The organism is Streptomonospora sp. PA3, assembly GCF_009728995.1.
GTDB lineage: Bacteria > Actinomycetota > Actinomycetes > Streptosporangiales > Streptosporangiaceae > Streptomonospora.
Genome location: NZ_VTZW01000009.1, coordinates 496,813 through 521,207, shown reverse-complemented (window position 1 = coordinate 521,207; position 24,395 = coordinate 496,813). Strand labels below are relative to the sequence as shown.

The 24,395-nt window shown below is 72.4% G+C and carries 20 protein-coding genes and 1 tRNA gene; 4 read left to right on the top strand and 17 right to left on the bottom strand.

Going from position 1 to position 24,395, the window contains the following annotated elements; genetic code table 11:
• Positions 1-387: 387 nt before the first annotated feature.
• Positions 388-1,599 (top strand): MFS transporter, encoded by a 1,212-nt coding sequence (locus tag FZ103_RS10725; RefSeq protein ID WP_156001008.1) that lies wholly within the window; start codon positions 388-390, stop codon positions 1,597-1,599.
• Between the two features lie 256 nt (positions 1,600-1,855).
• Here the strand turns inward: FZ103_RS10725 and FZ103_RS10720 are convergent, their stop codons facing one another.
• The gene (locus FZ103_RS10720) at positions 1,856-2,116 is read right to left on the bottom strand and encodes a PspC domain-containing protein (RefSeq protein ID WP_156000564.1); all 261 of its coding nucleotides are present in this window, start codon (positions 2,114-2,116) and stop codon (positions 1,856-1,858) included.
• A gap of 282 nt (positions 2,117-2,398) precedes the next feature.
• Entirely contained in the window at positions 2,399-3,460 is a 1,062-nt protein-coding gene (locus FZ103_RS10715; protein ID WP_156000563.1) for a glucose 1-dehydrogenase, read from the bottom strand.
• Between the two features lie 370 nt (positions 3,461-3,830).
• Between FZ103_RS10715 and FZ103_RS10710 the strand changes: the two genes are divergently transcribed.
• Together FZ103_RS10710 and FZ103_RS10705 are read left to right on the top strand one after the other, a co-directional pair.
• On the top strand, positions 3,831-4,526 hold the full coding sequence (locus tag FZ103_RS10710; protein WP_186356097.1) for a class I SAM-dependent methyltransferase: 696 nt from the start codon (positions 3,831-3,833) through the stop codon (positions 4,524-4,526).
• A gap of 104 nt (positions 4,527-4,630) precedes the next feature.
• Positions 4,631-4,703, top strand: a tRNA-Lys gene (locus FZ103_RS10705).
• Positions 4,704-5,746: 1,043 nt separating this feature from the next.
• Here the strand turns inward: FZ103_RS10705 and cas3u are convergent.
• The 15 genes from cas3u to FZ103_RS10630 form a co-directional block, all read right to left on the bottom strand.
• Positions 5,747-9,778, bottom strand: coding sequence for a type I-U CRISPR-associated helicase/endonuclease Cas3 (cas3u, locus tag FZ103_RS10700; protein ID WP_156000561.1), 4,032 nt, complete (start codon positions 9,776-9,778; stop codon positions 5,747-5,749).
• Positions 9,762-11,216: a type I-U CRISPR-associated protein Csb2 gene (gene csb2 / locus FZ103_RS10695; RefSeq protein ID WP_156000560.1), complete on the bottom strand. Its 1,455-nt coding sequence runs from the start codon at positions 11,214-11,216 to the stop codon at positions 9,762-9,764. The genes cas3u and csb2 overlap by 17 nt, the downstream gene beginning before the upstream one ends.
• Positions 11,217-11,221: 5 nt before the next feature.
• Positions 11,222-12,484 (bottom strand): type I-U CRISPR-associated RAMP protein Csb1/Cas7u, encoded by a 1,263-nt coding sequence (gene cas7u / locus FZ103_RS10690; RefSeq protein WP_156000559.1) that lies wholly within the window; start codon positions 12,482-12,484, stop codon positions 11,222-11,224.
• 885 nt (positions 12,485-13,369) lie between these two features.
• Complete coding sequence (locus tag FZ103_RS10685) at positions 13,370-14,533, bottom strand: restriction endonuclease, SacI family (RefSeq protein WP_156000558.1); 1,164 nt, start codon at positions 14,531-14,533, stop codon at positions 13,370-13,372.
• Positions 14,534-14,686: 153 nt separating this feature from the next.
• Positions 14,687-15,115 (bottom strand): very short patch repair endonuclease, encoded by a 429-nt coding sequence (locus FZ103_RS26195; RefSeq protein WP_222936646.1) that lies wholly within the window; start codon positions 15,113-15,115, stop codon positions 14,687-14,689.
• The gene (locus FZ103_RS10675) at positions 15,112-16,185 is read right to left on the bottom strand and encodes a DNA cytosine methyltransferase (RefSeq protein ID WP_255429928.1); all 1,074 of its coding nucleotides are present in this window, start codon (positions 16,183-16,185) and stop codon (positions 15,112-15,114) included. The genes FZ103_RS26195 and FZ103_RS10675 overlap by 4 nt, the downstream gene beginning before the upstream one ends.
• Before the next feature lie 183 nt (positions 16,186-16,368).
• Positions 16,369-16,704 (bottom strand): hypothetical protein, encoded by a 336-nt coding sequence (locus tag FZ103_RS10670; protein ID WP_156000556.1) that lies wholly within the window; start codon positions 16,702-16,704, stop codon positions 16,369-16,371.
• A gap of 106 nt (positions 16,705-16,810) precedes the next feature.
• A complete protein-coding gene (locus tag FZ103_RS10665; protein WP_156000555.1) occupies positions 16,811-18,277 on the bottom strand; it encodes a tyrosine-type recombinase/integrase in 1,467 nt (488 codons plus the stop codon).
• Positions 18,261-18,533 (bottom strand): helix-turn-helix domain-containing protein, encoded by a 273-nt coding sequence (locus tag FZ103_RS10660; RefSeq protein WP_186356096.1) that lies wholly within the window; start codon positions 18,531-18,533, stop codon positions 18,261-18,263. The genes FZ103_RS10665 and FZ103_RS10660 overlap by 17 nt, the downstream gene beginning before the upstream one ends.
• A 166-nt stretch (positions 18,534-18,699) precedes the next feature.
• A complete protein-coding gene (locus FZ103_RS10655; RefSeq protein WP_156000554.1) occupies positions 18,700-19,602 on the bottom strand; it encodes a hypothetical protein in 903 nt (300 codons plus the stop codon).
• 113 nt (positions 19,603-19,715) lie between these two features.
• Positions 19,716-20,027 carry a hypothetical protein gene (locus tag FZ103_RS10650; protein WP_156000553.1) on the bottom strand — a complete coding sequence of 104 codons (312 nt, stop codon included), beginning with the start codon at positions 20,025-20,027 and terminating at the stop codon, positions 19,716-19,718.
• A 110-nt stretch (positions 20,028-20,137) separates the two neighbouring features.
• The gene (locus tag FZ103_RS10645; protein WP_156000552.1) at positions 20,138-20,464 is read right to left on the bottom strand and encodes a hypothetical protein; all 327 of its coding nucleotides are present in this window, start codon (positions 20,462-20,464) and stop codon (positions 20,138-20,140) included.
• Between the two features lie 141 nt (positions 20,465-20,605).
• Positions 20,606-21,796, bottom strand: a complete 1,191-nt coding sequence (locus tag FZ103_RS10640; RefSeq protein ID WP_156000551.1) for a DNA cytosine methyltransferase — start codon at positions 21,794-21,796, stop codon at positions 20,606-20,608.
• Positions 21,793-22,695: a TRM11 family methyltransferase gene (locus FZ103_RS10635; RefSeq protein WP_156000550.1), complete on the bottom strand. Its 903-nt coding sequence runs from the start codon at positions 22,693-22,695 to the stop codon at positions 21,793-21,795. Before FZ103_RS10635 ends, FZ103_RS10640 begins: the two co-directional genes overlap by 4 nt.
• Complete coding sequence (locus FZ103_RS10630; protein WP_156000549.1) at positions 22,692-23,522, bottom strand: DNA methyltransferase; 831 nt, start codon at positions 23,520-23,522, stop codon at positions 22,692-22,694. Before FZ103_RS10630 ends, FZ103_RS10635 begins: the two co-directional genes overlap by 4 nt.
• Before the next feature lie 525 nt (positions 23,523-24,047).
• Here FZ103_RS10630 and FZ103_RS10625 point away from each other — a divergent pair.
• Complete coding sequence (locus FZ103_RS10625) at positions 24,048-24,380, top strand: Lsr2 family protein (protein ID WP_186356095.1); 333 nt, start codon at positions 24,048-24,050, stop codon at positions 24,378-24,380.
• The last annotated feature ends 15 nt before the right edge of the window (positions 24,381-24,395 follow it).

The window sequence follows — 24,395 nt, the reverse complement described above, 5'->3', positions numbered from 1 at the left end:
GCCATGACTTGCGGAAAAGCGTACACATCAGGAACGGTAGGTCATCATCCAACAACTTAGCGTGACACCTTTGTGACCCAGTAAGGGAGTCGCCGAGTGGGCGATCCGCACATGGACAGCCGCGAAGCAAGCGTCCCCCCTCAGGCTCGCGGACAGGCGAACCCACCGCGCCCTGAAACCGACGCAAGCGAGTCCGTTCCCGAGGAGGGCGCCGAGCCGCCGCTGGAGGGCCAAGCGCCGACCGCGCTCGCCGCGACCGCCGAGGAGACCTCCCCTTCCGCCGGCGGCTCCGGCCCCGGCACCCCCGACGACACCGGCGGTCCCGGCGGGGCCGACGGCGACGACCCGGCCCAGCCCTCCGACTGGCGGCGCAGCTACCGCGAGGTCATGGGGGTTCCCGAGTTCCGCGCCCTGTGGGCGGCCCAAGCCCTGGCGATCACCGGGAACTTCCTCCTCAACATCGCCGTCACCGTGCTCGTCTACCAGCAGACGTCCTCGGCGCTGGCCGCGGGGATCACACTCGCGCTCACCTTCATCCCCCAGGTCGTGGGCGGGCCGCTGCTGTCGGGCCTGGCCGACCTCTTCCCGCGGCGCCGGGTGATCGTCGTCTGCGACATCGTCCGCGCGGTGCTGGTGGCCGCGATGGGCATCCCCGGCCTGCCGATCTGGGCCATCTGGGGACTGCTGTTCCTGTCGATCCTGCCGATCGTGCCCTTCAGCGCCGCCCGCGCCGCGCTGATGGCCGAGATCGTGCAGGGCGAGCGCTACGTCGCCGGATCGGCCATCCTGCAGCTGACCTCGCAGACCGGAACCCTGGTCGGGCTGGCCGCCGGCGGCTGGATCGTCTCGGCCATCGGGGCCAACTCCACGGTGATGTACAACGGGCTGACGTTCCTGGCCTCGGCGGCGATCGTCTACCTCGGCGTGCGCCACCGCCCGGCGGCACACGAGGAGGGCGACGCCCGCCCCTCGCTGTGGCAGGTGACCCGCGACGGCACGCGACTGGTGTTCGGCGATTCCCGCCTGCGCACCCTGGGCCTGCTGGCGTGGCTGGCCGGGATCTACATGATGCCCTACGGCCTGGCCAACCCCCTGGCCGACGAAGCCGGGGGCGGCGCCACGGCGGCGGGCTTCATCATGGCGGCTCCGTCGCTGGGGGCCGTGGTGGGCGGCTTCGTGCTGACGCGGCTGATCAACCCGGCGACCCGCATGCACATGCTCGGACCGCTGGCCGTGGCCGCCTCGGCGCCGCTGCTGGTCTGGCTCGCCGACCCCCCGCTGTGGGGGATGGTCGGCCTGATGGTGCTCTCGGGCGTGGCGGCGTCCTACCAGTTCGTCGCCAACGCGGCGTTCGTGCTGTGTGTGCCGGGCGAGGGACGCGGCCTGGCGTTCGGCCTGGTGGCGGCCGGACTCCAGGCGGCGCAAGGCGTCGGGATCGCCCTCGCCAGCCTGCTGGTGGAGATCACCAGCACGCAGGTGGTCATCACCGCCGCCGGCGCCGTGGGCGTGGTGTGCGCCCTGGGGCTGGCGGTCCACTGGTCGCGGATCTCACGCAGCGCCATCGAGCTGATGAACACGCCCGCACCGGCCGCCACCTGAGGGACGCGGGGGCGGCGCGGCACGCAGATGGGCGGTCGCGTTCCGGACGCGCTCGCCCCCCGGCGAGCGGCGGAGCGGCGCCGCCGCTAGGAGGCGAGCGCCGTCTCCCCCTGGGTGGCGGACGCCCCCGTGCGACCGCCCGGCCGTGTGTCCTTGCGGGCCGCGGCCTCGCGCTGCCCGGCCGGCTCCCCCTTCGCCTGTTCGAGGGCGCGGGGGAGCCGTGCCACGAAGCCCGGCCTGGCGCGGAGCGACCACATCAGATGTCGGACTTCTTGCCTTGGAAGTTGCGGATGAGGTGTTCGAGCATCGACGCCTGGCCGCCCTCCTCGGGCATCACGAGCCAGGCGATGACGTAGAGCAGGACCCCGCTGCCGCCCATCAGCGTGAACACCGCGAAGGCCAGTCGGACGAGATTGGCGTCGACGCCGGCGAACTCCCCGATACCGCCGCACACGCCGGTGAGGAGCCGCTGCTGGCGGCTGCGCCTGAGCTTCTTGCTGCCGAAGTTGTCGTTCATGGTTCCAGCCTGCCCTCCCGGCGCGCGCTTTCCCATCGGGAACGCCCCTGGCGCTCCCCTGACCGCAACCCTGACCCGCCGGGGGCCTCCGCAAACGGGTCGCGGCTCGACCATGGTCCGCGGGCCCCCGCCCGGGCCCCGGGATCCCGGATCCACTGCTGCGCCGGATTTCCAGACGAGTCGCCGCAGGCGGCGAAGTGCCCCTTGGCCGCCGGGGGCCCTCGGCGCGTGAGGCGCCGCGCCGCCGACCGCGGGACCCGCTCGGGCCCGGCCCCGCCGCCGCTACTCCGCCGACGGGTCGAGGGCGAGCACCGCCTTGATGTCGTCGGGCTGGGGAGTGAACGCCTCCTGCGCGCGGTCGATCGGCACGCGGCGGGTGATGATGCGCTCCAGCCACGCCCTGTCGGCGGCGGCCAGCGCGTCGGCCGCCTGCCGGTAGTGGCGCAGGTTCGCGTTCACCGAGCCCACCACCGCGTCGTTCTCCAACACGATGTCGCGGTTGAGGCTGCCGGCGTCCACGGTGATGCGCCGACCGGCCGGCGAGACGCCGGTGAGGCAGACGATGCCGTAGGCGGGGGTGCCCGCCATGGCCTCGAACACCAGCCGGGCGGCTCCGGTCGCCTCGATGACGATGTCGGGGTCCACCTCGGACATCACGCGCTCGATGTCCTCGGTGTGGTACTCGGCACCGAGATCCCGCACGAGCGGCGGTTTGGGGCCCTCGGTCACCCGGTCGAGCACGTGCACGTCAAGGCCGCGCTGCTTGCCCAGCAGGGCGGCGAGCATGCCGATCGGTCCGGCGCCCGTGACCAGCACGCGCCGCGGATCGAACCAGGAGCGGCCGCCCACGCGCTCGATCTGCTCCCAGGCCTTGGCGACCACGGTGGTGGGCTCCATGAGCACGCCTACACGCTCCAGCCCGGGGTCCAGCTTCACGGCGTACTCGGGTTCGATCGTCCAGGCCTGCGCGCCGAAGCCGTCGATCGCCTTGATGCCCCGCTCGGTGTAGCGGCCGTTGCGGCACATGTCGAACTCGCCCCGCGCGCAGGCCCCGCAGGGCACGGGGTCGGGTCGGCGGACGACGCCCACGGCGAGGTCCCCTTCGGCGAACCCGCTGCCCTCGGGCGCGCGGCGCACCCGACCCAGCGACTCGTGGCCGAGGACGAGCCAGTCGCGCCCTTCGGGCAGCGCGCCGTGGCCGCCGGAGATGATCTCGCGGTCGGTGCCGCAGACGCCCAGGGCGAGCCCTTGGACCAGCAGCTCCCCCGGCCCCGGCTCCGGTTCGGGCAGCTCGCGCACCTCCAGCGGGTCCTCGCGGTCCGGGCTAACGGTGACTGCGCGCATGGTCTGCCCCTTCGTCGGCCGACTCCACCACGGTTCTCACCCATGCTTAGCCGCCCCGCGACACCGCAAACCCGTCGGCGCGGAGGGTCCGCAGGGCCCGGTCGGGCCGCCAGGCCAGGCCGGCTCGGCGAGGCGGAGTCGGCGCGCCTGCCGTGGCCGGTCGGCCACCGTGCGGGAGCGCGGTGGTGGTGCCCGCGGCCGCGTCCGCCGAGACGGGACCGGCCGCGGGGCGCCGCGCGCTCGCGGGCCCGGTGGCACCGGGCGGGCGCTGCGAGCGCCGATGATGCGCACCGGGGCGCCACGCTCACGGCCGGGCCCGCCCGACCGCTTCGGGAACGCAGCCGCGGGCGGGTCTGTAGAATCCCGCTTCATGGCCGAGCAGCTTGCGCAGGCGTGGGAACACCGGGCCGCCGAATGGATCGCGTGGACCCGCACGGCAGGCCATGACGTGTACTTCTCCGAGCTCAACTGGCCTTCGTTCACACCCCTGCTGCCGCCTCCGGGACGGCTCACGCTCGACCTCGGCTGCGGCGAAGGGCGCGTCGGCCGGCTCCTGGCATCCGCCGGCCACCGGGTCATGGGGGTCGACAGCTCGCCTACGCTGGCCCGGCGCGCCCACGAGGCAGGCGGCTACGAGCGCGTACTCCACGGCAGCGGGACCGCGCTCCCCGTCCGCACCGGATCGGCCGACCTGATCGTGGCGTTCATGAGCCTGCACGACATGGACGACCCCGCCGCCGCGATCTCCGAATGCGCGCGCGTCCTCACCCCCGGCGGCCTGCTCTGCGCGGCGATCGTCCATCCCCTCAACCGGCCCGCCGAGCACCTGACTCCCTACTTCGCCCAGCACCGCCTGGCCGAGCACGTCGAGACCAACGGCCTGACGATGACGTTCGAGGCGATCGACCGCCCGCTGGACACCTACACCCGCGCTCTTGAAGCCGCCGGCTTCGTCATCGAGTCCCTGCGCGAGCCGCGCCCCGATGAGGCCGCGGTCCGCTCCGAGCCCAGACTCGCCCCAGCGGCCCAGCACCCCTTCTTCCTCCACCTACGCTGCCGCCGCTGACCCCCCACTGCCCCGCCCCACCCCGCCCGCGCCCATGCCCCGCCCCCCGCCAAAACCCGTTACCCTGGTACCCGCGCGTGTGCCATCCTCATGACCACGCCACGGGGCCATTAGCTCAACTGGCAGAGCAGCGGACTTTTAATCCGCGGGTTCAGGGTTCGATCCCCTGGTGGCCCACCTTGTTTTCGCAGGTCAGTGGGTCTGTGGGGGCGGTTCGGGACCTCCTGTCGAGGCCGATGTTGCTCCGTCGGTGCTCTTTTGTCGGGACCGAGTCGTCGACGCAGGTCAACCGCCCTCCCGGCGCCCGCCGGCGGCTCGCGCAGCGGTGCCTACGCCGGCCTCGCTGGAGCAAACCGGAGCACCCGTCACCTTCCGGCACAGCAATCTCGGACCTCATGCGCGTGGCCGCCCCACATGCCGGGAGCCCCATCGCCTCACCCACGCACCGACCTGCCCTCCCCCACCAGCGGAGTCGATCCTCGCCGGGCACCCGAGGGGAGCGTGCAAGGCTGCACTGGACCGCCGAATCCCGGCCCGGCCTCCAAGGACGACACGAGAACGTGTCCCGGGCCGAGCGCCACCGCGGGAACCAACGCCAGGCGATCCAGGTCCAAGCGGGCCCATCGCGCATACGGGGGCGCTCGCCGCCCTGCCAGCCTGCGCCGAAGAGCGACGTGGACGACCCCCTGGGGGCCGTGAACACCAGCGGGGTCGCCTCCAGCGGCCACTCATCGGAGACCCTTCAACGTGGACGGCTCTCCCGAAGCCGTGGACACCCGATCAGGTGGGTCGTGGGGTCGAAGCCAGCAGCCCTTCAACGTGGACGGCTCCCTCGGAGCCGTGGACACTCGACACCTGCCCCGACTCCCCCTCGTCGGTGCGCTCCCTTCAACGTGGACGGCCCCCTCGGAGCCGTGGACACGGGCGTGCTCCTCGCCGACGTCAAGGTCGCCCAGGTCCCTTCAACGTGGACGGCCCCTCGGAGCCGTGGACACCCGACACCGATCCCGAATACCTCTGGGACCTGGCTCCTTCAACATGGACGGCCCCTCGGAGCCGTGGACACGCTCATGACCTGGACAAACCTGGAGACGGGTACTGGGAGCGAGCAGGGCCCCCCATTCCGCTGCGTGTTTTATGGCGGTTTCTGCTTCGGAACCTCCCCGGGTTTCGATGGGCACCGGAGGTTCGCGGCCACCGGCGAACCGTGGCGGTGGCGGTCACCGGAGTTGCACCGGCAGCGGAACCAGGACGCCGGCGGACTTGCCGCCCGGGATCGGGCGACGCTGGGCCGCGCCCAGGGTCACAACCTCCAACGGCGCGAGCCGACGGCGATCGGCCGTCACCGCGGGCTCGTGCCCGGTCACGTCCAGGTCCGGGCGCAGGTGGGGGTGGCCCAGCAGCGCCTGCACGGCATGCGCATCCAGGGCGGGTTCCCAGACCGGCCACGCCATGATGCGCCGCCGACCGATGCGGTGCCACAAGGTCGCGGCCGCTCCCCGCGTATCGCCGGTCAGGCGCAGCAGCGGCAGGGCCTGGGTGGCCAGCCAGGTCGCGCCGGGCACCGAGGCATGGGCGGCCTCGCCCAGCGGTGTGTCGCCGGCCATGCGCAGGGCGCGGTGGTCGAGGTACTCCCCCGTGGTCCCCTCCACGCGCCGCCACGCCCGCAGCGCTTCCTCGAGCACGCCGGGACGGTTGCGGACCTCCATCAGCGGGGCCTTGAAGAAGGTGGCCGCGGTCTGGCGCCCGGCCGGGGCCATGAACGGGGTGAGGGCCGCACGGCCCTTGTCGTCGACGGCCAGGTCGGTGACCAGGGCCGGCAGCCATCGCCGCACCGCGGCCTGCTCAGCAGGGCCACCGGCGGCGGCCAGCGATGCGGCGATGAACGCGGGCAGACAAGCGCGATCCTCCCGCAGCGGGTCCGTTGCCCGGCCGGGGGCCTGCTGGGGCGGCCAGCGGGGTGGGGCGCCGGGCAGCAGCCGTGCTATGCCGAGGTCGATGATGAGGGCGTGCACCTGGTGGAAGAGGGCCTCGATGTCGGGGAGCGGGCTGGTGAGGTGCGCGGTGGCGGTGGCCGGGTCGAACCCGAGCGCGGCCGCATGGTCGGTGTGGTCGCTCAGCAGGCGCAGCAGGCCCAGGGCGGCGAGGAACCCGAGGGGGTCGCGCCCGTCCAGGGCGGGCAGGGCCACGGTGTGTTCCCGTCGCGGTTGGGCGGGCGTGTGCGGTGGGCGTCGGGGGATGGTGGGGGCCGGTTGGGTGGTGGGGGTGTGGCCGGCCGAGCACCAGATGTCGGCCATGCGCACCACCGCCTCCAGCAGGCACAGGTGCCAGGGCCCGTAGCGCTGCTGGAGCCGGGCGAAGCGCTCCGGCTGTTTCCGGTCGAGGCCGCTGGCGGGGGTGATGGGCTCCAGGCCCGCCGGTAGGGGGACCGGGGGCGGGTCGGGGTCGGGCACGGGGGTGATCAGGGGGCGTGCGCGGCCGTGGTGGGCGCCGATCAGGTGCAGCACGAGGTCGCGGTCGACGTCGTAGCCGTGCTGGTCGAGCAGGGCGGCGGCGATGCGCACCGACAGGGCCTCATGGCGCAGGCCGGGCGGGTACCCGGAGCGGGCCAACGCCTGGCGGTAGGCGGCGCGGTCGGCGGGGTTGAGGCCGGACTTGGCCAGCACGGGCAGCCCGTCCAGGGCGTCGGCGGGCAGGCCGCGCAGCATGGCTTGGAACCGGAGGTCGCGTTTGCCCTCGTCGTGGTGGCGCCCGGCCAGCCAGAGGGCGTGGATCGTGTGGTCGGCGAAGCCGAGGGCGCGGGCGAAGGCGGCGGCCTGGTCGGCCACCGCGCGCTGGTGCGCGTCGAGCTCGACGGGGGCCGGGGCGGTGGAGGCCGAGGAGGTGTCGTCGTCGCCGGCGCCGGCCCCGGCCGCCGAGAGCACGACCGTACCGGTCTGCTCCGTCTCGCTTCCGGGGTCGGTGAGGAGGGTGGCGTTGAGCCGGCGGGGGCCGGGCGCGGCGAGGTCGGCCAGCACCTGCAGCAGCCGCTGTGCGCGGGTGGCAAACAGCGGCTCGGCGTCGGCAGCCGGGGGCGGGGTGAGCGCGTCGGCGTAGTCGGCCCCGCGCACGGTGGCGTCGGGGTCGCGCTCCTGCACCGCCTGGATCAGCCGCTGGATGCGGGCCAACGCATCGGCCTCCTCGTATCCGGCGACCTGCGCGGGTTCGCCGGGTGAGGGCTGCAGCACGGTGCCCAGGCCCGCGTGGAGGCGCAGGTGGGGGCGGTGGCGGCGCAGCGCCAGGTCGCCCACGTCGACCACCGGGGTGCGGGAGCCGGGGTTCCACCCGTAGGCGTCGCACCCGCCCGCGGATGCGGGCAGGACGATGGTGTCGCCGGGGCGGATCGCCGAGGCGGGTATGACCGCGATGTCCTCGCGCCCGCGGTAGCGCACCACCCCCATGGTCGCCGCGTTGCGGGGGTCGGGCTCGGCGGGGGCGCGGGCGGTGTCGACGTCGGCCACGTCTTCGGCGGCGGACCTCCCGCCGGCCCAGCGGCGCAGCGCCGGGGCGGGCAGGCTGAGCATCTCCTCGGCGGCTGGAGGCAGGGCCTGCAGCCGCTGCTGCACCGCCTCGGCGACGGCGACGTCGCCGCCCTGGGCCTGGTGCACCTGGGCGGGGGTGATATCGGCGCGCCAGAGCACCTGCACGTCCGGCTCGCGACTCTCCAGCCCGTGCAGGTACGGGGCGACCGGGGGGTCGGGGTGGGGGCGAGGGCCGGTGTTGGCCCACGCCTGCAGAGTGGTCTCCCACACGCGGGGAACCAGCGGGGCCGGGGGTGCCAGATTCGTCCGCTCCTCGTCGGTGAGGTCGGCGAGCATGCGTTGCAGCGCGACGGGGGAGGCGACGATGTGCTCATCCAGCAGGTCGGCGCTGGGGCTGGTTTTGGGGGTGGGGCGGGTCGGGGTGGCGTGGCGGCACAGCAGCTCCCAGGCGGCCGCGCGGGCGGGCCCATAGACCGGGTCGTCGTTCGTGGTGGCGGTATCGTGCACCACCACCGCGCGAAACACCGGCGGCCTCGCCCCGGTGGGGCGTTGGTCGGGGGCGCGGCCGATGCGGCCCAGCCGCTGGATCAGCGCGGCCATCGAGGCCGATTCTGTGACCAGGTGGTCGGCGTCGATGTTGGCGCCGACCTCCACCGTCTGCGTGCTGACGATGTAAAACGGCGGGGCCGGAGCATAGCTGCGCCGGCCCAGCAGGAACGTGTCGGCGGTGCGGGCGAGCAGGTGGTCGCGATCCAGCGGGCGGATCCGTCCGGTCAACAGGATCCGCTGCTCGGCGGGCACACCGGCATCAGCCAGGGCGTTGAAGACCGCGCGAGCGCGGGCCACGGTGTTGCACACGCTCAGCACCACCCGGCCGCTGTCGGGCCCACCGGCCAGGTGCTGGGCCCAGCCGGCCATCTGGGCCACGACCGCCCGCGCCGCTTGGGCCGCGGTGGCTTTGGGGTGGATGAGGTGGAGCCACCGGGGCGCGTGCAGCCGGGCCGCCGCCACCGGGTGGGTCTCGTCGGCGGCGGTGATGGTGTGGCGCGTGCCCTCGGCGCCGTTGGTGGTGGCCGACATGGCCACCACCGTGGGGCGGTGCAGCCGCCCCGGCCCGCCGGCGAACTCGGAGGCCGCCTGCAGGGTGGTCAGAAACGGTTCGGCCAGGTGGGCCTCGTCGCAGACGATGAGGCTGTCGGTGCCCACCAGGGCCGCGTCGATCGGCGCCAGGTTGGCGCTGAGACCGTAGCCGCGCATCAGCAGCCGGGAGCCGATCTGGTCGACGGTGCCGGCGATGACGGCGTGGATATCGGGCCGCTCCACCCACCGCCACGACCAGGTGGTGCCCCCGCGCATCCGCCCGGCCTCCACCACCGGCCCATCCTTGCCTTCGGAGGGGCGCAGCGCCTCGGCGACGGCCGCCACGGCCTCGCTCTCGGGCGCGGCGAGCGCGTCGGCGATGGTGCGGGCGTGGGTGTGGGCCTGGTCGACCACCAGGCGCCGGTCGACGACGAAGAACACCCGCCGCCGCGCCGCCGGCGCCCCGGCGGCCGAGGCGAACAGGGCGATGTCGATCAGCGCGGTCTTGCCCAGCCCGGTGGGCACATCGACCTCCTCCGGCCAGTCGTCTCCGTTGAGAAGGCGCTCGGCCAGGGCCTGCTGCCACGGCAGCGGCGCGAACCCGTGCACGTCGGCGAAGAAGCGCGCGAAGCCCTCACCGTCCCAGCTCATGCGCAGCCTCCCGCACTCGCCCGTCTTCGTCGTCGTGGGTGTGGTGGTGGGCGGGGGCCGGGGCGAACAGGCCCAAGCCGAGGTAGCGCAGCGACCCGGCCGCCACCGGTCCCCGCACCGGGCGGGGGAAGGTGATGCGGGCGTGCAGCATCTTGCGGCGCGGCCGATTCGCCGGGAACGTCTTGGGGTTCATGCGGTGCGGCGCCCCGGCTAGCAGGGGCGCATCGCCGACCTCCACCCGGACCGGTTCCGGATAGCCCGCGGTGACCAGGCACCGGGCGACTTCGGCCGCCCGGTCGGTGTTGGGGCGGATGTAACGGTCCAGCATCAGCGGGGTGGCGCTGGACCAGCAGCAGGCCCCGCCTGCCCCGGCCGACCAGTAGCCGGGGGTGAGCCGGCGCGGGACCGAGGGCCAGGGCTCATAGGTCAGGTCGAGGTGGCCGGCCCGCCCCATCTTCACCCGCACCCCCTCCTCGCCGGTGAGCGCGTGGCGCAGCTGCACCGCCGCCTCGGCATCCAGGTCCTCCGGCAGCAGCACGCCCATGCCGACCAGGTGGCCGCGGGCGTTGGCGTGGCCGACATCGACCAGGCCGACATAGCCCACGTGGCCCCGGCCCGCATCGGTGTGGCCGGTGATCTGGCCGGCCGCGGTGTCGCCGATGCGGCTGAGGACGGTCGCCCGCAAGGTGTGCGTGACGCGCAGCAGGTCGATGCCCTCGGGGCGCACCGTGCCGCCCGGTAGGGAGAAGACCAGCATCCGCGAGAACGGGCCCGCAGCCGCATGGTCGGCTTCGGGGGCGGGGGCGTCGTCCTCGCGGGTGTAGGCGAGGGTGCGCGCCTCCTCCCAGGCGCGTCGCCCTTCGTCGAAGGCCGCGTCCAGTGCCTGCAGATAGCCGGGGTAGCACACCCGCAGCGCGATGGTGTTGACCGCGTCCAGCCTGGCCGGGCGATAGAGCGCCCATCCCTCCCGGCGGGTGGGGGCGGTGTGCACGCGCAGCGCCGCCGGGTTGGAGGCCCGCCCCAGATACGGCACCCGCCAGGCGACCTCGCCCAAGGCCGCCAGGACCCCGTCGGGGGGTTCAGCCCTCTCCCACACCAGTGCGAAGCCGTCGTCGGCGGGGATACCGGCCACCCGGGTGCGTTCGGTGGCGGTGCGGCCCGGCCAGTGCTGGCTGCCCGGCTTCTTACGGGTGTGGGTCTTGTTGGTGACCACATAGGTCGTCACCGCCGTGTCGCCCTCCAGATCGGGCGCCCACACCTGCGGCGGCGGCTGGGCTTCCAACCACTCCAAAGCGTCCCGCTCGGCGCGGGAGCGGGCGGCGGCCACCAGCGCGCAGAACACCCGGGCCGGATGCGGGGGCCACTCGACCCGGTCGCCGCGCTGGGTCGCGGCCTCATAGCGCCCCGACAGCAGCCGGGCCTCGATTGCGACTGCCATGTGGCCTACTCCGCCTCGCCCGTGTCGGCCCGGCTCAGCGCATAGTCGATGGCCTGCGCCAGCGCCGGGTTGGGCGCAAGGGCGACGGTGTCGGTGGCCATGGGGATGCCCGCCTGCCCGGCACGCTCGGCCAGCTCGTGGAAGGCCGCGATCGCCGACTCGGCGTCCACCTGTAGGGGTTCGCGCCGTGTGCCGGCATCCAGCGCCACCTCGTCCTCGGTGCGCACCAGGTCGCAGCCCGAACGCAGCCGCAGCGACACGGTATCGAAGGCCAACCGGTCGGCCGCCAGCGCCAGCGCCGCCAACGCGGCCCGCGCCAGGTGGGCGGCCTCGGCGCCGGCATCGCCGAAGCGCAGCTGGGCCAGCCCGGCCAGCGACAGCCACCCGGAGCGCTGGGCCTGGCTGATCACCACGCCGCCGTGGTCGACGCCGGGAGCGATGTTGCCGTGGCCGACCTCGCTGAGCCGCTCCCCCTTCTTCTTCTCCCCGGAGGCAACGAAGGCCCAGTCCGTGCCGTTGTGGCCGGGCTTGACCGCACCGGAAAGGTTGTTGGGGTCCATCCGCCCCGAGCGGCGCTGCCCCACCTGCGGGTCCATCCCGATCACGCTGGAGGAGTAGGAGCGGGCGACCTTGAGGGAACGGCCCTTGCGGTGGGAGTCCCAGGCCCCGAAGATCAGCGACTCCGGCGAGTACGCGAACAGCGGGCGCACATCGTGGGCGGTGGCCGAGCGCAGCCGCTGTCCCACCGGAGTCCGGTCGAAGGCCACGCCGTCCAGAAGGCTGTCGCGCAGATAGGCGTCGGCGAAGCGGTGCGGGAACTCCAGCGACGTCAGCCGCATCGGGATGCCGTCGGAGGCGGTCATGGTCAGCTCGAACAGCGGCAACCGGATCCGCCCGGCATCACGGGCCGCCAAAAGCGCGGCCTCCATGCGGTTGGCCTGGCTGGGCACCTGGTCCAGCACCACGATCTCGCGCGTCTCACCCGCGATGCGCCGCGGCTCGATCAGGTACTGGACCTTGTCATCCGGGCTGCGGCCGATCTCGTGCGGCTGCTGCTCACGCACCACCATGTAGCGTTGCCCGTGCTCGTCGGTCAGACGCTGGCCCACCAGGGCAGGCGTCGGCGCGTTGGTCCCGTCGAGGGGGAAGGTCGGCGGGAACACCTTCTCCCCCTCCGGAGGGCGATACCGGGCATGCGTGGCGATCCCGGCCAGCGTGCGTTTCTCGTCCACTGCGCCCAACAGTGTCTGCACGAGTTCCTCGGACATGGGTCCCCTCTACGGCGTCGACCGCCGAGCGGCCGATGCGGGCCAATTCGGCGCGTTGGTGCGATCGGCACCGTATAAGCGGGGGGCGACAAATGTGGCCCAAGCCCGGAAGTGGACAAGATGGGTATCCGACGATGCGGCACGATCGAAACGACAGAGGGCACTACTATGCTCGGGCGATCTCAGGCGCCGGTGACCGGCGAACCTCCGGTGCCCATGAATTCTCCGGGAGGTTCCTAAGCTGAAAAACAGACACGAGGCCACAAATACCGCTCTCGCGGGCTGCAGCAACGCGGCGAGCAACCGCATTTCAGCTGGTGAAGTGCTGTGTCCACGGCTCCGCAGGAGCCGTCCCCGTTGAAGGTTCGGTACCACCCTGCTGGGGCACGGCTCGCGGGGGTGTCCACGGCTCCGCAGGAGCCGTCCCCGTTGAAGGGACGCCGTCAAGGTGCTGATCGGCGACGCGCTGCGCAAGCGTCCACGGCTCCCCAGGGGCCGTCCCCGTTGAACGGTCCTGAGCTTTCAGCAACACTTCGCCGCTGTCCAGGTGTCCACTGGTCTGCAGGACCTTCCTCGTTGAAGGCTCGCCCACGCCCGGGAGGATGCGCCCGGCCTGGTGTGTCCACGGCTCTGCAGGAGCCGTCCGCGTTGAAGGAACAGGTACGTGCGGGAATGAGCGGCCACGAAGGGGCGCTGGGCCGCGCCCAGCGTCGTGACCTCCGGTAGCGCGAGTCGGCGGCGATCGGCGGTCACCACGCTTGGGCGCGGTCACGTCGAGATCGGCGCACGCTGAGGGGCTAAGCAACGCGTGCACGGCATGGGCATCGAGCGGCGGCTCCCGGATGGGCTACGCCATGATGACCCGTCGGCGGATGCGACCGCGGCTCACTTCTGCGGGAACTCCTGCGCCAGCATCTCGGCCCACTCCTCTTGGCTGTTCCGGCCACAGTGGAAGTCCTTCAAGCGAAGCACAAGCAACTGCGGGAACTCATGCAAACTCTCCCGGATAGGTTTCGGCGACCACTGGATCGCTAGCTCCAGCAGTTCACGGGGCTCAGTGACGATCTGCAGTAGAACACCGTTGCGCTCCAGGCTCTTTTGGCTTAGGACGCGAGTGCCGAGATCGGGCTGGTTCGGGTCGAGGGCGGCGTAGACTCCTTTGTCGATCCCCGCCGCGGCGAGACGCTCGACGAATTGCAGCACCTCACTTGGGGTGACGGGTTTTTGCTTGGCCTCGGCGCTCAGCACAATCCCCGCTGATGGTCGCGCAGCAATGTCGGCGGCCCCGATAGTGTCCCCCGAAGACGTGACCGCTGCCTCGACGGCCACATCCCCAGGCACTCTGCGGCTGGGGTCGTTGATCGCATCAGCACGGACCTTGCCGGGGAACATCACGTCCAAGCAAGCCGCAACGAATGCCTGCCCTCGTCGGCCGCCCTCCCGATTGACGTTGATGAACTCTGTGGACAGTTGCGCAAGCTCGTACAGTCCCAGCTGCCCCGCCTCGAGTTCCAGGAGGGTTGCTTTGTCCCCGTCCTCGATACGTACCCGGAGGAACGCTGCAAGGGCGGCGACCGCGTCCTCTCCTTCGAGGAAGTCGGCCTTCTCCAGGCAGGCGATCAGGTACTCGAGCTCTTTACGCGCGGTGGGGTCGGTTTCGGGGACCAGTTCCTTGATGATCTTCGGTTGAGCGAAGAAGGGCTGGTTATTAAGCGGCTCCGCGCCTTTCGTCCGCAAGTCGATCCCGTGCTCCACGCACAGCGGCACGAGGACTTCCTTGGCGAGTCCGCGGGCGGAGTAGCCGCGATGGATGTTTCTCTGCAGGGCGAGCGCATCAACGTCGCGGTTCGTCGCCTTGGCCAGCAGCGCCGTTCCGAGGATCGGAGTATGGGTCATGCTGCTGCTGCGCCCCACCTGGCGCGAGCGCTCGACCCACTCCTCAGGCAGAGGCCCGCCTGATGTCGCCTGTTCCAAGGCCGTGAGGAAGTTCTCCCGCGCCTTCGCCTTGTTGACCTGCAGATAGGTCTTACCCGTGCTGCCTGATGCCATGACCGCCGAAGCTCTCAGATCGACCTCTGGACAGCAGCCAAGGTTTCCATATCCGCTCGGACACGGCTAGTTGCGGATTTTGCCGATACGCGCAGGTTGCAAGCCGCCCAGCCTATGGCAGAGGTAGGGGCGCGCGGCTGCCACCAGATGTTCTCAGGGCGCTGGCGGGGGAGACTCCCCGGCTAGGACGGCGTGTGCGGCCGCCTGCGGATCCTTTCGGACTGTGCACTCCCACACACGCACGACAGTCCATCCCGCCTCCTGTGCCAAGTGGGAGCTGCGGACGTCCCGCTCCTTGTTCCTGGCCATTTTCTCCTCCCACCGTTCCGCGTTCGGGCCGGTGAAACGCCTTTTGCGGCCGTGAACGGGGCAGGAATGCCAGTAGTCGCCGTCGACGAACACTGCCAGGCGGCGCCCTGGCAGAACGAGGTCGGGGGTGCACCCCTTAGCCAGCCGGCGGTGGAGGCGGAACCGGGCCCCCAGCGCATGCAGCGCTTTGCGAAGCAGGATCTCGGGCTCGGTGTCCTCCTTCTGACGACCGCGCAGATGCTGTCCACGGGCTGTGCTCGTCCAGGAGTTCACTGTGGGCCCGTGTCGGGGTGTGGCCGCTCGGCGAGCAGCGATCGAACCACCTTTTCCGCTAGTAGCGGAGGTACCGAGTTGCCCAGTTGAGCTTGGATTGAGTTGCGTGTGCCCACCAGCTCGAAGTCGTCGGGGTAGCTGAACAGACGCTTGATCTCGGGAACCCGCAGGCGCCGGTTCTCCCAATGGAAGGGGCCGATGTAGGGACCGGGCTGGGCCTGGATGGTTGGCGACGGCTTGTCGGGAGAGAGCTTCAGCAGGAAGGACCAGTACTTACCGCGCCACTTGAACTGGGGGTCCGGGTGGCCGCGCTTCTCGGTGTAGAAGAGGTAGTTGTCCCCGGGGGGAATGTCGGGCAGCAGATGCCCGTAGCGCCCGCCGACATCCTCGCCGGGCTCGGGGTCAGCGATGAGACCCTCTAGCGCCTGGCCTGCCGTTACATGAGGAGTGGCCTCGTTGCCGGTCGCTCGGCGCTCCCACTTTCCTCCATGGGTCGGTGCGGGCAGCTCGGGCGTCGGTTCGCCCTTGCGCGCACCGATGATGAACAGTCGCGGCCGCGACTGCGGAACCCCGTAGTCCGCCGCGTTGAGCACCTTCGCGCTGTAGGTGTAGCCGGCTTCCTCGATCTCTCGCAGCAGCCGCTCGTAGGCCGGACGACTTGCCCGGTTGTTGTAGGTGAGGGCGTAGACGTTCTCCAGCACGAAGTGGCGAGGCTGGGCCTCAGAAAGCACGCGCGTGTACTCCTGCAGCAGCGACGCGTCGGCATCCAGGCCGTTGCGCTTCCAGTCCAGCCAGAAACCGGACTTGGAGAAGGGAGTACACGGTGGCCCGCCCACGAGAAGGTCCAGGCTCTCGCCGACACCCAGGCCTGCTGCCTCAAGGATTTCGTCAGTGGGGGTCTGGAGGATGTCCTTGCGGATGACGGGCGCGTGGAGGGCGAAGTTCTTGTCCATGGTGTCGGCGGCGTCGCGGTTCCATTCGAGGGCAGCGCGAACGTGGTATCCGGCCCGCTCCACCCCGAGGTCCAGACCGCCGCACCCGGCGAAGAGGGAGATCGCCACCCCGTGCATAGTCATAGCTCCCATCCTTGCAGGTGTCACTGACGAAACAGTGGAAACGCAAAGCCCTACAGTACTGTCGGAGATCAATGAGGACTCCAGGCGGAGCGGCCGAAGGTTCCCGTCCACCGGCTTGGACAAGGTCCGTCCGCGGATGCCTCCCCATCAGCTTGTCCCCCGCCCATCGGCCTCATCTCATTGCCCGCGGAGCTTGCCTCCGGCCCTGTCGCCGTAACTGCTGCCGGGCATTAGCAGCAGGAAGTCCTCGAAGCTGTGGCGGATGAGCCGCTCAATCTCATCGAGGCTGGGCCCGTTGCTTCGGCCGTAGGGGCCGATCAGGGCGGCATACCGGGGGATCCAGGTGTAGTCGGGCTGCAGGCGGTCGTTGACGTGGGCGGTGAACAACCACGCCAGGGTCTTCAGGAGCCGGTCGGAGGGGTGGCCGGCGATGGAGTCGGCGAGGTTGGCCAGCAGCACGTCCTGGCTGAGGACGGGGTCGCTGAGGTGGACGCTGCGGGACTCGGCAGACACGGGCGGCTCCTTCCACGCGGAAACAAGCGGCGGGGAGATGCGGGGCGGCGGCCCTGCCGTTGGTGCGGCGGGGCCGCCGACGGCGCGGGGACCCGGTGGTGAGTGTTCACGCCTGGTGGGCGCTACGCCCGGTGATCAGGTCGGCGGTGGCCTCGGCTGCCTGGCGGGCCACCTGGGGAAACACGCTCTGATAGACGTCCTGGGTGAAGGTGGTCGTGGCGTGGCCCAACTCGGCGGAGACGATCTTGACGTCGACGCCGGCGGCCAGGCTCAGCGAGGCGGCGCCGTGGCGCAGGTCGTGCAGGCGCACGGGCGGCAGGTCGGCCTCCTGCTGGAGCCTCTGGAACAGCAGGGTGACCTGGGCCGGGTGCAGGGCACTGCCGTCGGGGTGGGTGAAGGCCAGGCCGGTGTCGCAGTAGTAGGGGCCGGCGGCCAGGCGTTCGCGGTTTTGGCGCCTGCGCCAGCGTTTGAGCACCCGGGTGGTCTCGGCGTCGAGGGTGATGGTGCGCTGGCCGGCCTCACTCTTGGGGGTCGATTCCGTGGTCTCCCAGCCCAGCTGCACGATTTGGGTGCGGATGTCGATGGCCTGGTCCTCCAGGCGTGTGTTGCTCCAGGGCAGACCGACGGCCTCGCCGCGGCGCAGGCCCTTGAAGGCGATGAGGTGGAACAGGGCGTAGAGCCGGTCGCGTCGGGCCCGCTCCAGAAACGTGCGGGTCTGCTCGGGGGTCCAGACCATGACCGGGCCGGGGACCTCGCCGCTGCGGCGCCAGCGCTGCACGCGTTCACGGGTCCAGACCAGGGGGCGCTGGCGCGGGCAGCTGGGCAGCACCAGGTGGGCGGCGGGGTTCAGGGTGATGGGCAGGTCGGGTCGGGAGATGGCGACGTTGAGGGCGCGGCGCAGGGTGGCGCGGATGCGGTGCTGGGTCGCCGGCGAGGCGATGCGCTGGCCGCGCACCGACGCACGGGTCTTTTCGTCGTCGGACGCGCGGCAGGCGCGGATGTGGGCGTTGCGCTCTTCGAGGGCGTCGAAGCAGGCCTGGATGTGGACCAGGCGGAGTTTGTCCAGGGGGATGGGGCCCAGGTGGGGCTCAAGGTGGGTGCGGATGTGCTGGCGGTAGCTGCGGCGGGTGGAGGCGGCGATGTCGGCGGAGGCGACCCAGCTGTGCAGCCACTCGCCCACGGTGGGCACCTCGTCGGTGACCGCCCCGCCCAGCAGGCGGGCGCGGACCTCCTCGACCTGGGGCAGGGGGGCGCGGGTGCGGTGGATGCGCTGGATGAGGTCGGCGATCTGGGTGCGGGTGTAGTCGTCCTCGGCCAGTTCCAGCAGCGCGCGGATGCGCTCCAGGGCCGCGGCGGCGGCCTCGTGGGAGGCCAGGCCGGTGCGGCGGGCCTGGCGGCGCTTGCCGGGGGAAGCAGGCGGTAGCTCGATCTGGTAGGCCCAGGAGCCGTGGCCGGGGTTCCAGCTGCCGTTGCGGCGCTTGAGCTTGGGGCAGGCCGCGCCCAGGCGCTTGCCGGTGGCCGGGTCGGCGCAGCCGCAGCGTTTGAACGTGGTGCCTTCACTGATGCGTGTCATCAGCCTCCTCCTCATGGGACTCGGATGTTTCACGGGCGGGCGGGGGCGGGTAGGCGATGCCGAGTAGGTGGCACACCCCGGCGGTGGGGATGCGCCAGCGTTTGCCGGCCCGAAACGCCGGGGCCGGGAACGCCCCGGCGGCCAGCAGGGAGTAGGTGGTGGTGCGGCCGATGCCCAGCAGCCGCCCGGCCGTGGGCGGGTCCAGCACCGGCGGCAGCTTCTCCAGCTCCTGCCTGGTCAGCGGTGCGCACGTCATCGGCACCACCCCCGTTGCGTTGCGGAGCGGACGGTTGCGGGCCCCCGGGCGGGGGCCGGGTGGGATTCAGGCGCGACTCGGGGGCGTGGGGCAAGCGGATTCGCGAGAAAACTCCGTGCCCCGGGACGGGTGCTGGGGCGGCGGGTGAGCGGATCGGTGACAGGGGTCATGGGTGCGTGCCTTTCTCCTTGGGTTCCTCCGTGGTGATGCGTTCGAGGATGCGCTGGCCGCTGCGTGGGGCCACGCCGAGGCGGCGGGCGAGTTCGGCGCCGGTGATGTCGGGTTCCAGCAGCAGGATCGAGCGGGCGCGGGCGTCGGTGCGCTCCCGCCGGCGGCGGCGCGATTTGGCGGCTGTGGCGGGCTCTGGCGGGGGCGGATTGAGCCCGAAGGCCGGTGCCAGCGTGGCTGCGGTCCTCGGTTGTGTGAGGCGACGTGCGGCCGCACCATCGTGCGGCGAATCGTGCGCAGCGGGGTCGGCGTCCGCAGTGGCACCGGGGCGTGCGGAGCCCTCCTGTACCGGTGCCGTCGGAGATTCCGGACGGGGATGCCGGTCGTCCTGGAAGCATTCATCCCCGACGGTCGAGGGCGGCTGGGGCGTTGGCGAAGCGGTCTGTGCGGTGAGGTCGGCGGTGATGGCGGCGAAGGCCGCACGGTAGCGGGGCGCGGCCTCGGCCAGCAGGATCAGCAGAATCGGGGCGATGGCGTGCAGCAGGATCCCGGCCGGATCCGGCGACAAGGCCAGGTGGCGGCCAGTGCCGGCGAACACCGAACTCCAGATGTTCAGCGTCAGCGTGGCCACCCCGGCGAAGGTGCGCAGGCCCCAGGCCCAGCCTCCGGCGCTGCGCCCGTAGCGCGAGAGGACCGCGTCCGAGGAGAGTACGGCCCACAGCGCCACCCCGACGAGGGGTTCCAGCAGCCAGGCGATCCAGGCCGGCACCCCGTGGGCGATGGCCAGCAGGGCCACGTTGACCGTGGAGAAGGCCAGCGCTCCGGCGGCCACGGCCGTGAGGGCGTAGTCCAGGGTGCGTCCGGCGCGCCGGATGCGCCGCAGTTCCGCCTCGGTGGCCACACCACTCCCCTTTCGCACACCTCACCGGTCGTCGGTGACGCCCCCGGCGGCCCGGCCCTGCGGCCCTCGTCCGATCACGATGGGTGCCGCAGGCGGGTGGGGCGGCCGGCCGCTCAGGGGAGGATGGCCACGGCGCGCTCGATCAGCCGGTCGGCCAGGGGTGCGAGCTCGGCCCGGGCGTCGAGGCTTCGGGCGTGGGGCTCGGCGGTGGCGCCGTGCCAGTCGTCGGCCTCGACCTGGGTCAGGTGAGTCCAGGTGAGGGCGTCGCTGAGGACCTCGGCGACCGCGTGGCTTTGGAAGGCGTAGTAGTCACGGCGGATTCGGGCGCGCACGCGGCGCCCGGCGAGGTCGACGACGCGGGTGTAGGTGTAGCTGTGGGGTCGGGCGCATCCGGCGGTCTCGTCGATCGTCACAGGGGTGGGCACAGGTTCCTCCTTCACGGCGCGAAACGTGGCGGCCACGGGCCGGACGGGCCCAGCGCGGCGGGACCGCCCGGCCCGGGATGGGAGCGGCAGCGGAGGATGGCGACGGCGCATCAGGGGATGACGTTGTCGCGGTAGCTCATCAGCGCCTCATGGCGACGCTTGTGCAGGTCGGGAATGGCCACAGCCCGGTAGGCGGCGGCGCCGATGCGCAGCTCGGCAACATAGTGCTCGCCCCACCAGCGGGCCACCGTGCCCAGCAGCTCGGCCGCGCGGTCGACCTCGACGATCTGCTCGCTGTCGGTGCCGGAGGGGAAGTAGGTCACGGCGAGTTCGGCGATCTCGGGCACGGGCACCGCGGGCCGGGCGTCCAGGTCGTCGGCCAGCGCGCGCAGGTCGGCGATGATGCGGGCGCGGGTGTCGGCGTCGGCGATACGCATGCAGGAATCCCTTTGCGGTCGGGGCGGCGTCCCGGCGGGCGTGGGCTCACCGTCGGGACCGGGTGCGGCGGATACGCGGCGGGCGTCGGGGTGGTGCGGCTGCGGCGGAGAGGAACCGGGCGCATCGACGCGGATGCGTGCTCACGGGTCCTGGGCCTGGGCTCGGTCGTGGAAGAGGAGGCCGAAGGCGTGGGCGGCCTGCTGGGGGACGACGCCGTTGCCCAGGGCCCGAAGCTGGGCGGCGCGGCTGAGCCCGAGGTCGGGGTCGGTGACCCAGCCGGGTTCCAGGCCCATCATCCATTCGACGAAGGCCGCGCTCAGCCGGGGTCGGCCGGTGCGGCCGGGTTCGGTGGGCGCCGGCGCGGGACGGCCTACCACCGCCGCCCAGCGGTGGATCGCCTCGGCGTAGGCGCCCCACCGCGGGTCGGCTCGGGTGGTGTGTGCGCCGGCGGCGCGGTCGGGGCTGGTGGTGGGGCCGGTCAGTGTGCAGTGGGGGTGGGCAGCAGTGCCACGGCGGCGGGCAGGGTCAGATCGCCCCGTGATCCGCGTCGGCTCGCGCTGCCCTTGGTGGCGTCGTTGGCCAGCGGTGTGGGCAGCAGGGGCGGCGGGGCACCCGCCGGTGGGGTCGGCGGCCGGGTGTCCGCGCCTGCCGCCAGGTCGCAGGCCGTGTCGCTCAGGCGCACCTGGTGTCCGCCGGCACGGCGTCGGCGTGAGGGTGTTCCCCGTCCGTTGTCGCTGGCCGCGGGGGTGGGCAGCAACGAACACCCGGTCGCGGCGGTGGCAGGCGCCGACGTCGCTGGCGCGAACGCTGCACCAGTGCGCGTCATACCCCGTCTGGGCCAGGTCTGCCAGTACGGTGTCGAGGCCGCGCCCCTTCCACCGCAGGGCGGCCACGTTCTCCAAGAGCACGAGTCGGGGTCGAAGACGGCGAACGGCACGAACGACGTGTTTCCAGACACCGGATCGGTTTCCTTTCACGATTCCGGCGCCGCGACCGGCGGCCGAGATGTCCTGGCAGGGAAAGCCGGCGGTGATCACATCCACCGCAGCGGCGCGGTCCCAGTCGGCGGCGGCCAGCTCGCCGAGGTTGGGCACCTGCGGGAACCGTGCGGCCAGCAGGCGGGCGATGTCGGGGTCGGTGTCGGCGACCCAGGCCAGGTGGGCGCCTCCCAGGGCCGCGGCTGCGCCCAGGTCCAGGCCGCCGTAGCCGCTGCACAGCGACCCGATCCTCGGCCCCTCGGCGGCCACGGCGACCGGTCCGGCCGCATCGGGCGGCCCGCCGCGGGTGCCGGCGCCCCTGCGGGTGGAGACGTGGAAGCGGGTGGTGGTCATGCCGGGCCCTCCGCGGACTCGGGGTTGGCCAGGACCAGGACGTCCTCGTGGGCGATGACGGCCACCGGCCAGCCCTCCCGCCGCAGCCGGCTGGTCTCGACCATCTGGAAGAAGCTGGCGCGGCTGACCAGGCGGCCCTCGCGGATGCCGCACAGCAGCGCCACGCACCGCTCCACCGCCACCAGCCCGGCCGCCTCGGCGGCGCGGGTCACCTGGCCCGGGAAGTCCACCAGGCGCCCGCGCAGCCGGTAGGGCCGGGTGGTGATCACCACCCGCGCCCCGGGGCGCAGCAGCACCCGGGCCGCGGCCAGGATGCGGGTGAAGGACTCCAGCAGCACGGCGGGTTTCTGATAGGCCAGCTGGGCCGCCTCGGGCACGGGGCTGTAGCGGTGGGACCACTTGTCGACCTTGCCGGCACCGTCGCGGCGGGTGCGCACCCGCCCGTGGGTCATGGCCCCATAGGGCGGGGAGGTCACCAGCAGCGCCGCCCGGCCCGCCCACCCCTGCTCGGCCAGCCGGGCGGGCAGGTCGCGGGCATCGCCGGTGTGCACCCGGGCGGTGCCGGGCGCCCCGTGCCGGGCGGCCAGCTCCAGGTTGGTGCGGGCGATCTCGGCCCAGGACGGCTCCAGTTCGATGCCCAGGGCGTGGCGGCCGGTGTGGGCGGCCTCGACCAAGGTGGTGCCGATGCCGCACATCGGGTCCAGCACCCACTCCCCGGCTCGGGTGTAGGCGGTGATGGCGTGGGCGGCGATGGCCGGCAGCATCTTGGCCGGGTGGTCCACCGAGGTGGGGTTGTAGCGGCCGCGCCGCTGCAGGGCGGCGGGCCGGTTGCCGGTGGCCCACACTGACGACCGCCCCGGACCGCACCGGGCGGGTGGCTCGTGCTCGCGGTGGGTCATCGGCGCTCTCCTTTCTTGTGCTCCTCGGGACTCGGGGCGGGTTTGGTGAACACGAGCAGGTGGAGGTGGGCCGGGTGGTGGCCATCCGCGGCCGCGCCGGGGGCGGGGTCGGTGGTGATGGCGGTGCCGCGCAGCGGCCGGGTCAGGGCGATGATGTGCTGGCGGTAGTCCAGCCCCGCGTCCACACCCGCCTGGACCCAGCCGGGTAGGCCGGCGGCGAGGCGGGCTGGCTCGGGTCCGGGGGCGGCGATCAGGACCAGGCGGGCGCCGGGGCGCAGCCGCACCGCGACCGCGGCCACCGCGTCGGTGAGCGCGCGGGTGTAGGCGGCGCCCGAGAGCGCGGCAAGGTTGGACTCGGCGAAGTCGCCGGGAACGTGTGGGGCGCCGGGGGCGGGCGGGTCGAGCACGGCCAGGTCGATGCGGTGGCCGGCCAGCAGGCCGGTGGCCAGGCGCGCATCGCCCTGGATCAGCTCCAGCACGCGGCGGGCGGTGGGGGCCTCAGTCAGCGCGAGGTGGGCGTGGGTCTGGGCCAGGCATTCGGGTTCCAGGTCCAGCGCCAGGACGCGGCGGTGGGCGCGGGCGGCGGCCAGGGTGAGCGCGCCCGAGCCGCACATCACATCGGCCACGAGCTCGCCGGGCGCCGACAGCTCGGCCACCAGGCGCTGGGCCAGCACCGGAAGCAGGGCCGGGGCAGCCGGGGCCACCGGCGGGGTCAGGCCGCGCTCGCGGCGCTGCTGCTCGGGTGGAGTCTGGGCGCAGGGCCACACCGCCAGCGGCGGCGGCTCCTGCTCATGGGCGGAACCGTGGGAATCGGGGGCGTGGGGCATCGGCGGGTGCCCGCAGCCGGACGTGCTCAGTGCCCTGACACCGAAAGAACCTGCCCGCACACACCGCGGGAATCGACATCACGGGTGGGCGGCATCGTCGGGAACCGGGGGCGATCCGCCAGGAGACCTCCGCCGGCGGAATGCCCCCCGGCTGCGGATCCTGAACTGCTGAGCATCGGTGGTCTTCCCCGTCAGCGGCCGGATCCGTATTGCCCCGCCCTCATTCACCACGGATCTCCGTACGGATTCCGAACACGATAGCTATTCGCCCGACCCGAGCATAATATTTCTCAGACGAATAGCTTGACGCGAATACCTTTTCCGGATAGAAAAGCCGTATAGACAGTGATGGGACACAGCCGTTAGGCGAAGGGGTCGGCGAATACCCACGCGCCCCACTCACCACGGGGCAAAGAGACCCCCTCCCTGGTCCTCTGCGGGTCAGCGCCGGGTCGGGCCACGCTTGGCTGAATCGTTCCACCGAGCAATTGCCTGTATTTGATTGCATCCATCCAAGGAGGCGCAGTGGCACAGCAGGTGCAGGTTCTGTACGTCGACGACCTCGACGGCGGCGCGGCCGAGGAAACCGTGTCGTTCTCACTCGACGGCCGGTCCTATGAGATCGATCTCAATTCCGGTAACGCCGAGAGCCTGCGCAAGGCGCTCGCGCCGTTTGTCGAGTCCGCCCGCAAGGCACCGAGAAGGAAAAGCGCGGCGGTGTCGCGCCCGAAGACGCGCAGCGGGGATCGGGAGCGCACCGCCGCGATCCGTGCTTGGGCCAAGCAGCAGGGCAAGCCGGTCAACGACCGGGGCCGGATCCCGGCCTCGATCATCGCCGAGTACGACGCCGCCCATTAGGCCGCTCGCCCGTCC

Coding starts and splice junctions, on each gene's coding strand:
- FZ103_RS10725 (WP_156001008.1), top strand. CDS start 388: ATGGGGGTTCCCGAGTTCCGCGCCCTGTGGGCGGCCCAAGCCCTGGCG.
- FZ103_RS10720 (WP_156000564.1), bottom strand. CDS start 2,116: ATGAACGACAACTTCGGCAGCAAGAAGCTCAGGCGCAGCCGCCAGCAG.
- FZ103_RS10715 (WP_156000563.1), bottom strand. CDS start 3,460: ATGCGCGCAGTCACCGTTAGCCCGGACCGCGAGGACCCGCTGGAGGTG.
- FZ103_RS10710 (WP_186356097.1), top strand. CDS start 3,831: ATGGCCGAGCAGCTTGCGCAGGCGTGGGAACACCGGGCCGCCGAATGG.
- cas3u (WP_156000561.1), bottom strand. CDS start 9,778: ATGAGCTGGGACGGTGAGGGCTTCGCGCGCTTCTTCGCCGACGTGCAC.
- csb2 (WP_156000560.1), bottom strand. CDS start 11,216: ATGGCAGTCGCAATCGAGGCCCGGCTGCTGTCGGGGCGCTATGAGGCC.
- cas7u (WP_156000559.1), bottom strand. CDS start 12,484: ATGTCCGAGGAACTCGTGCAGACACTGTTGGGCGCAGTGGACGAGAAA.
- FZ103_RS10685 (WP_156000558.1), bottom strand. CDS start 14,533: ATGGCATCAGGCAGCACGGGTAAGACCTATCTGCAGGTCAACAAGGCG.
- FZ103_RS10675 (WP_255429928.1), bottom strand. CDS start 16,185: ATGCACGGGGTGGCGATCTCCCTCTTCGCCGGGTGCGGCGGTCTGGAC.
- FZ103_RS10665 (WP_156000555.1), bottom strand. CDS start 18,277: ATGACACGCATCAGTGAAGGCACCACGTTCAAACGCTGCGGCTGCGCC.
- FZ103_RS10660 (WP_186356096.1), bottom strand. CDS start 18,533: ATGACGTGCGCACCGCTGACCAGGCAGGAGCTGGAGAAGCTGCCGCCG.
- FZ103_RS10645 (WP_156000552.1), bottom strand. CDS start 20,464: ATGCGTATCGCCGACGCCGACACCCGCGCCCGCATCATCGCCGACCTG.
- FZ103_RS10640 (WP_156000551.1), bottom strand. CDS start 21,796: ATGACCACCACCCGCTTCCACGTCTCCACCCGCAGGGGCGCCGGCACC.
- FZ103_RS10635 (WP_156000550.1), bottom strand. CDS start 22,695: ATGACCCACCGCGAGCACGAGCCACCCGCCCGGTGCGGTCCGGGGCGG.
- FZ103_RS10630 (WP_156000549.1), bottom strand. CDS start 23,522: ATGCCCCACGCCCCCGATTCCCACGGTTCCGCCCATGAGCAGGAGCCG.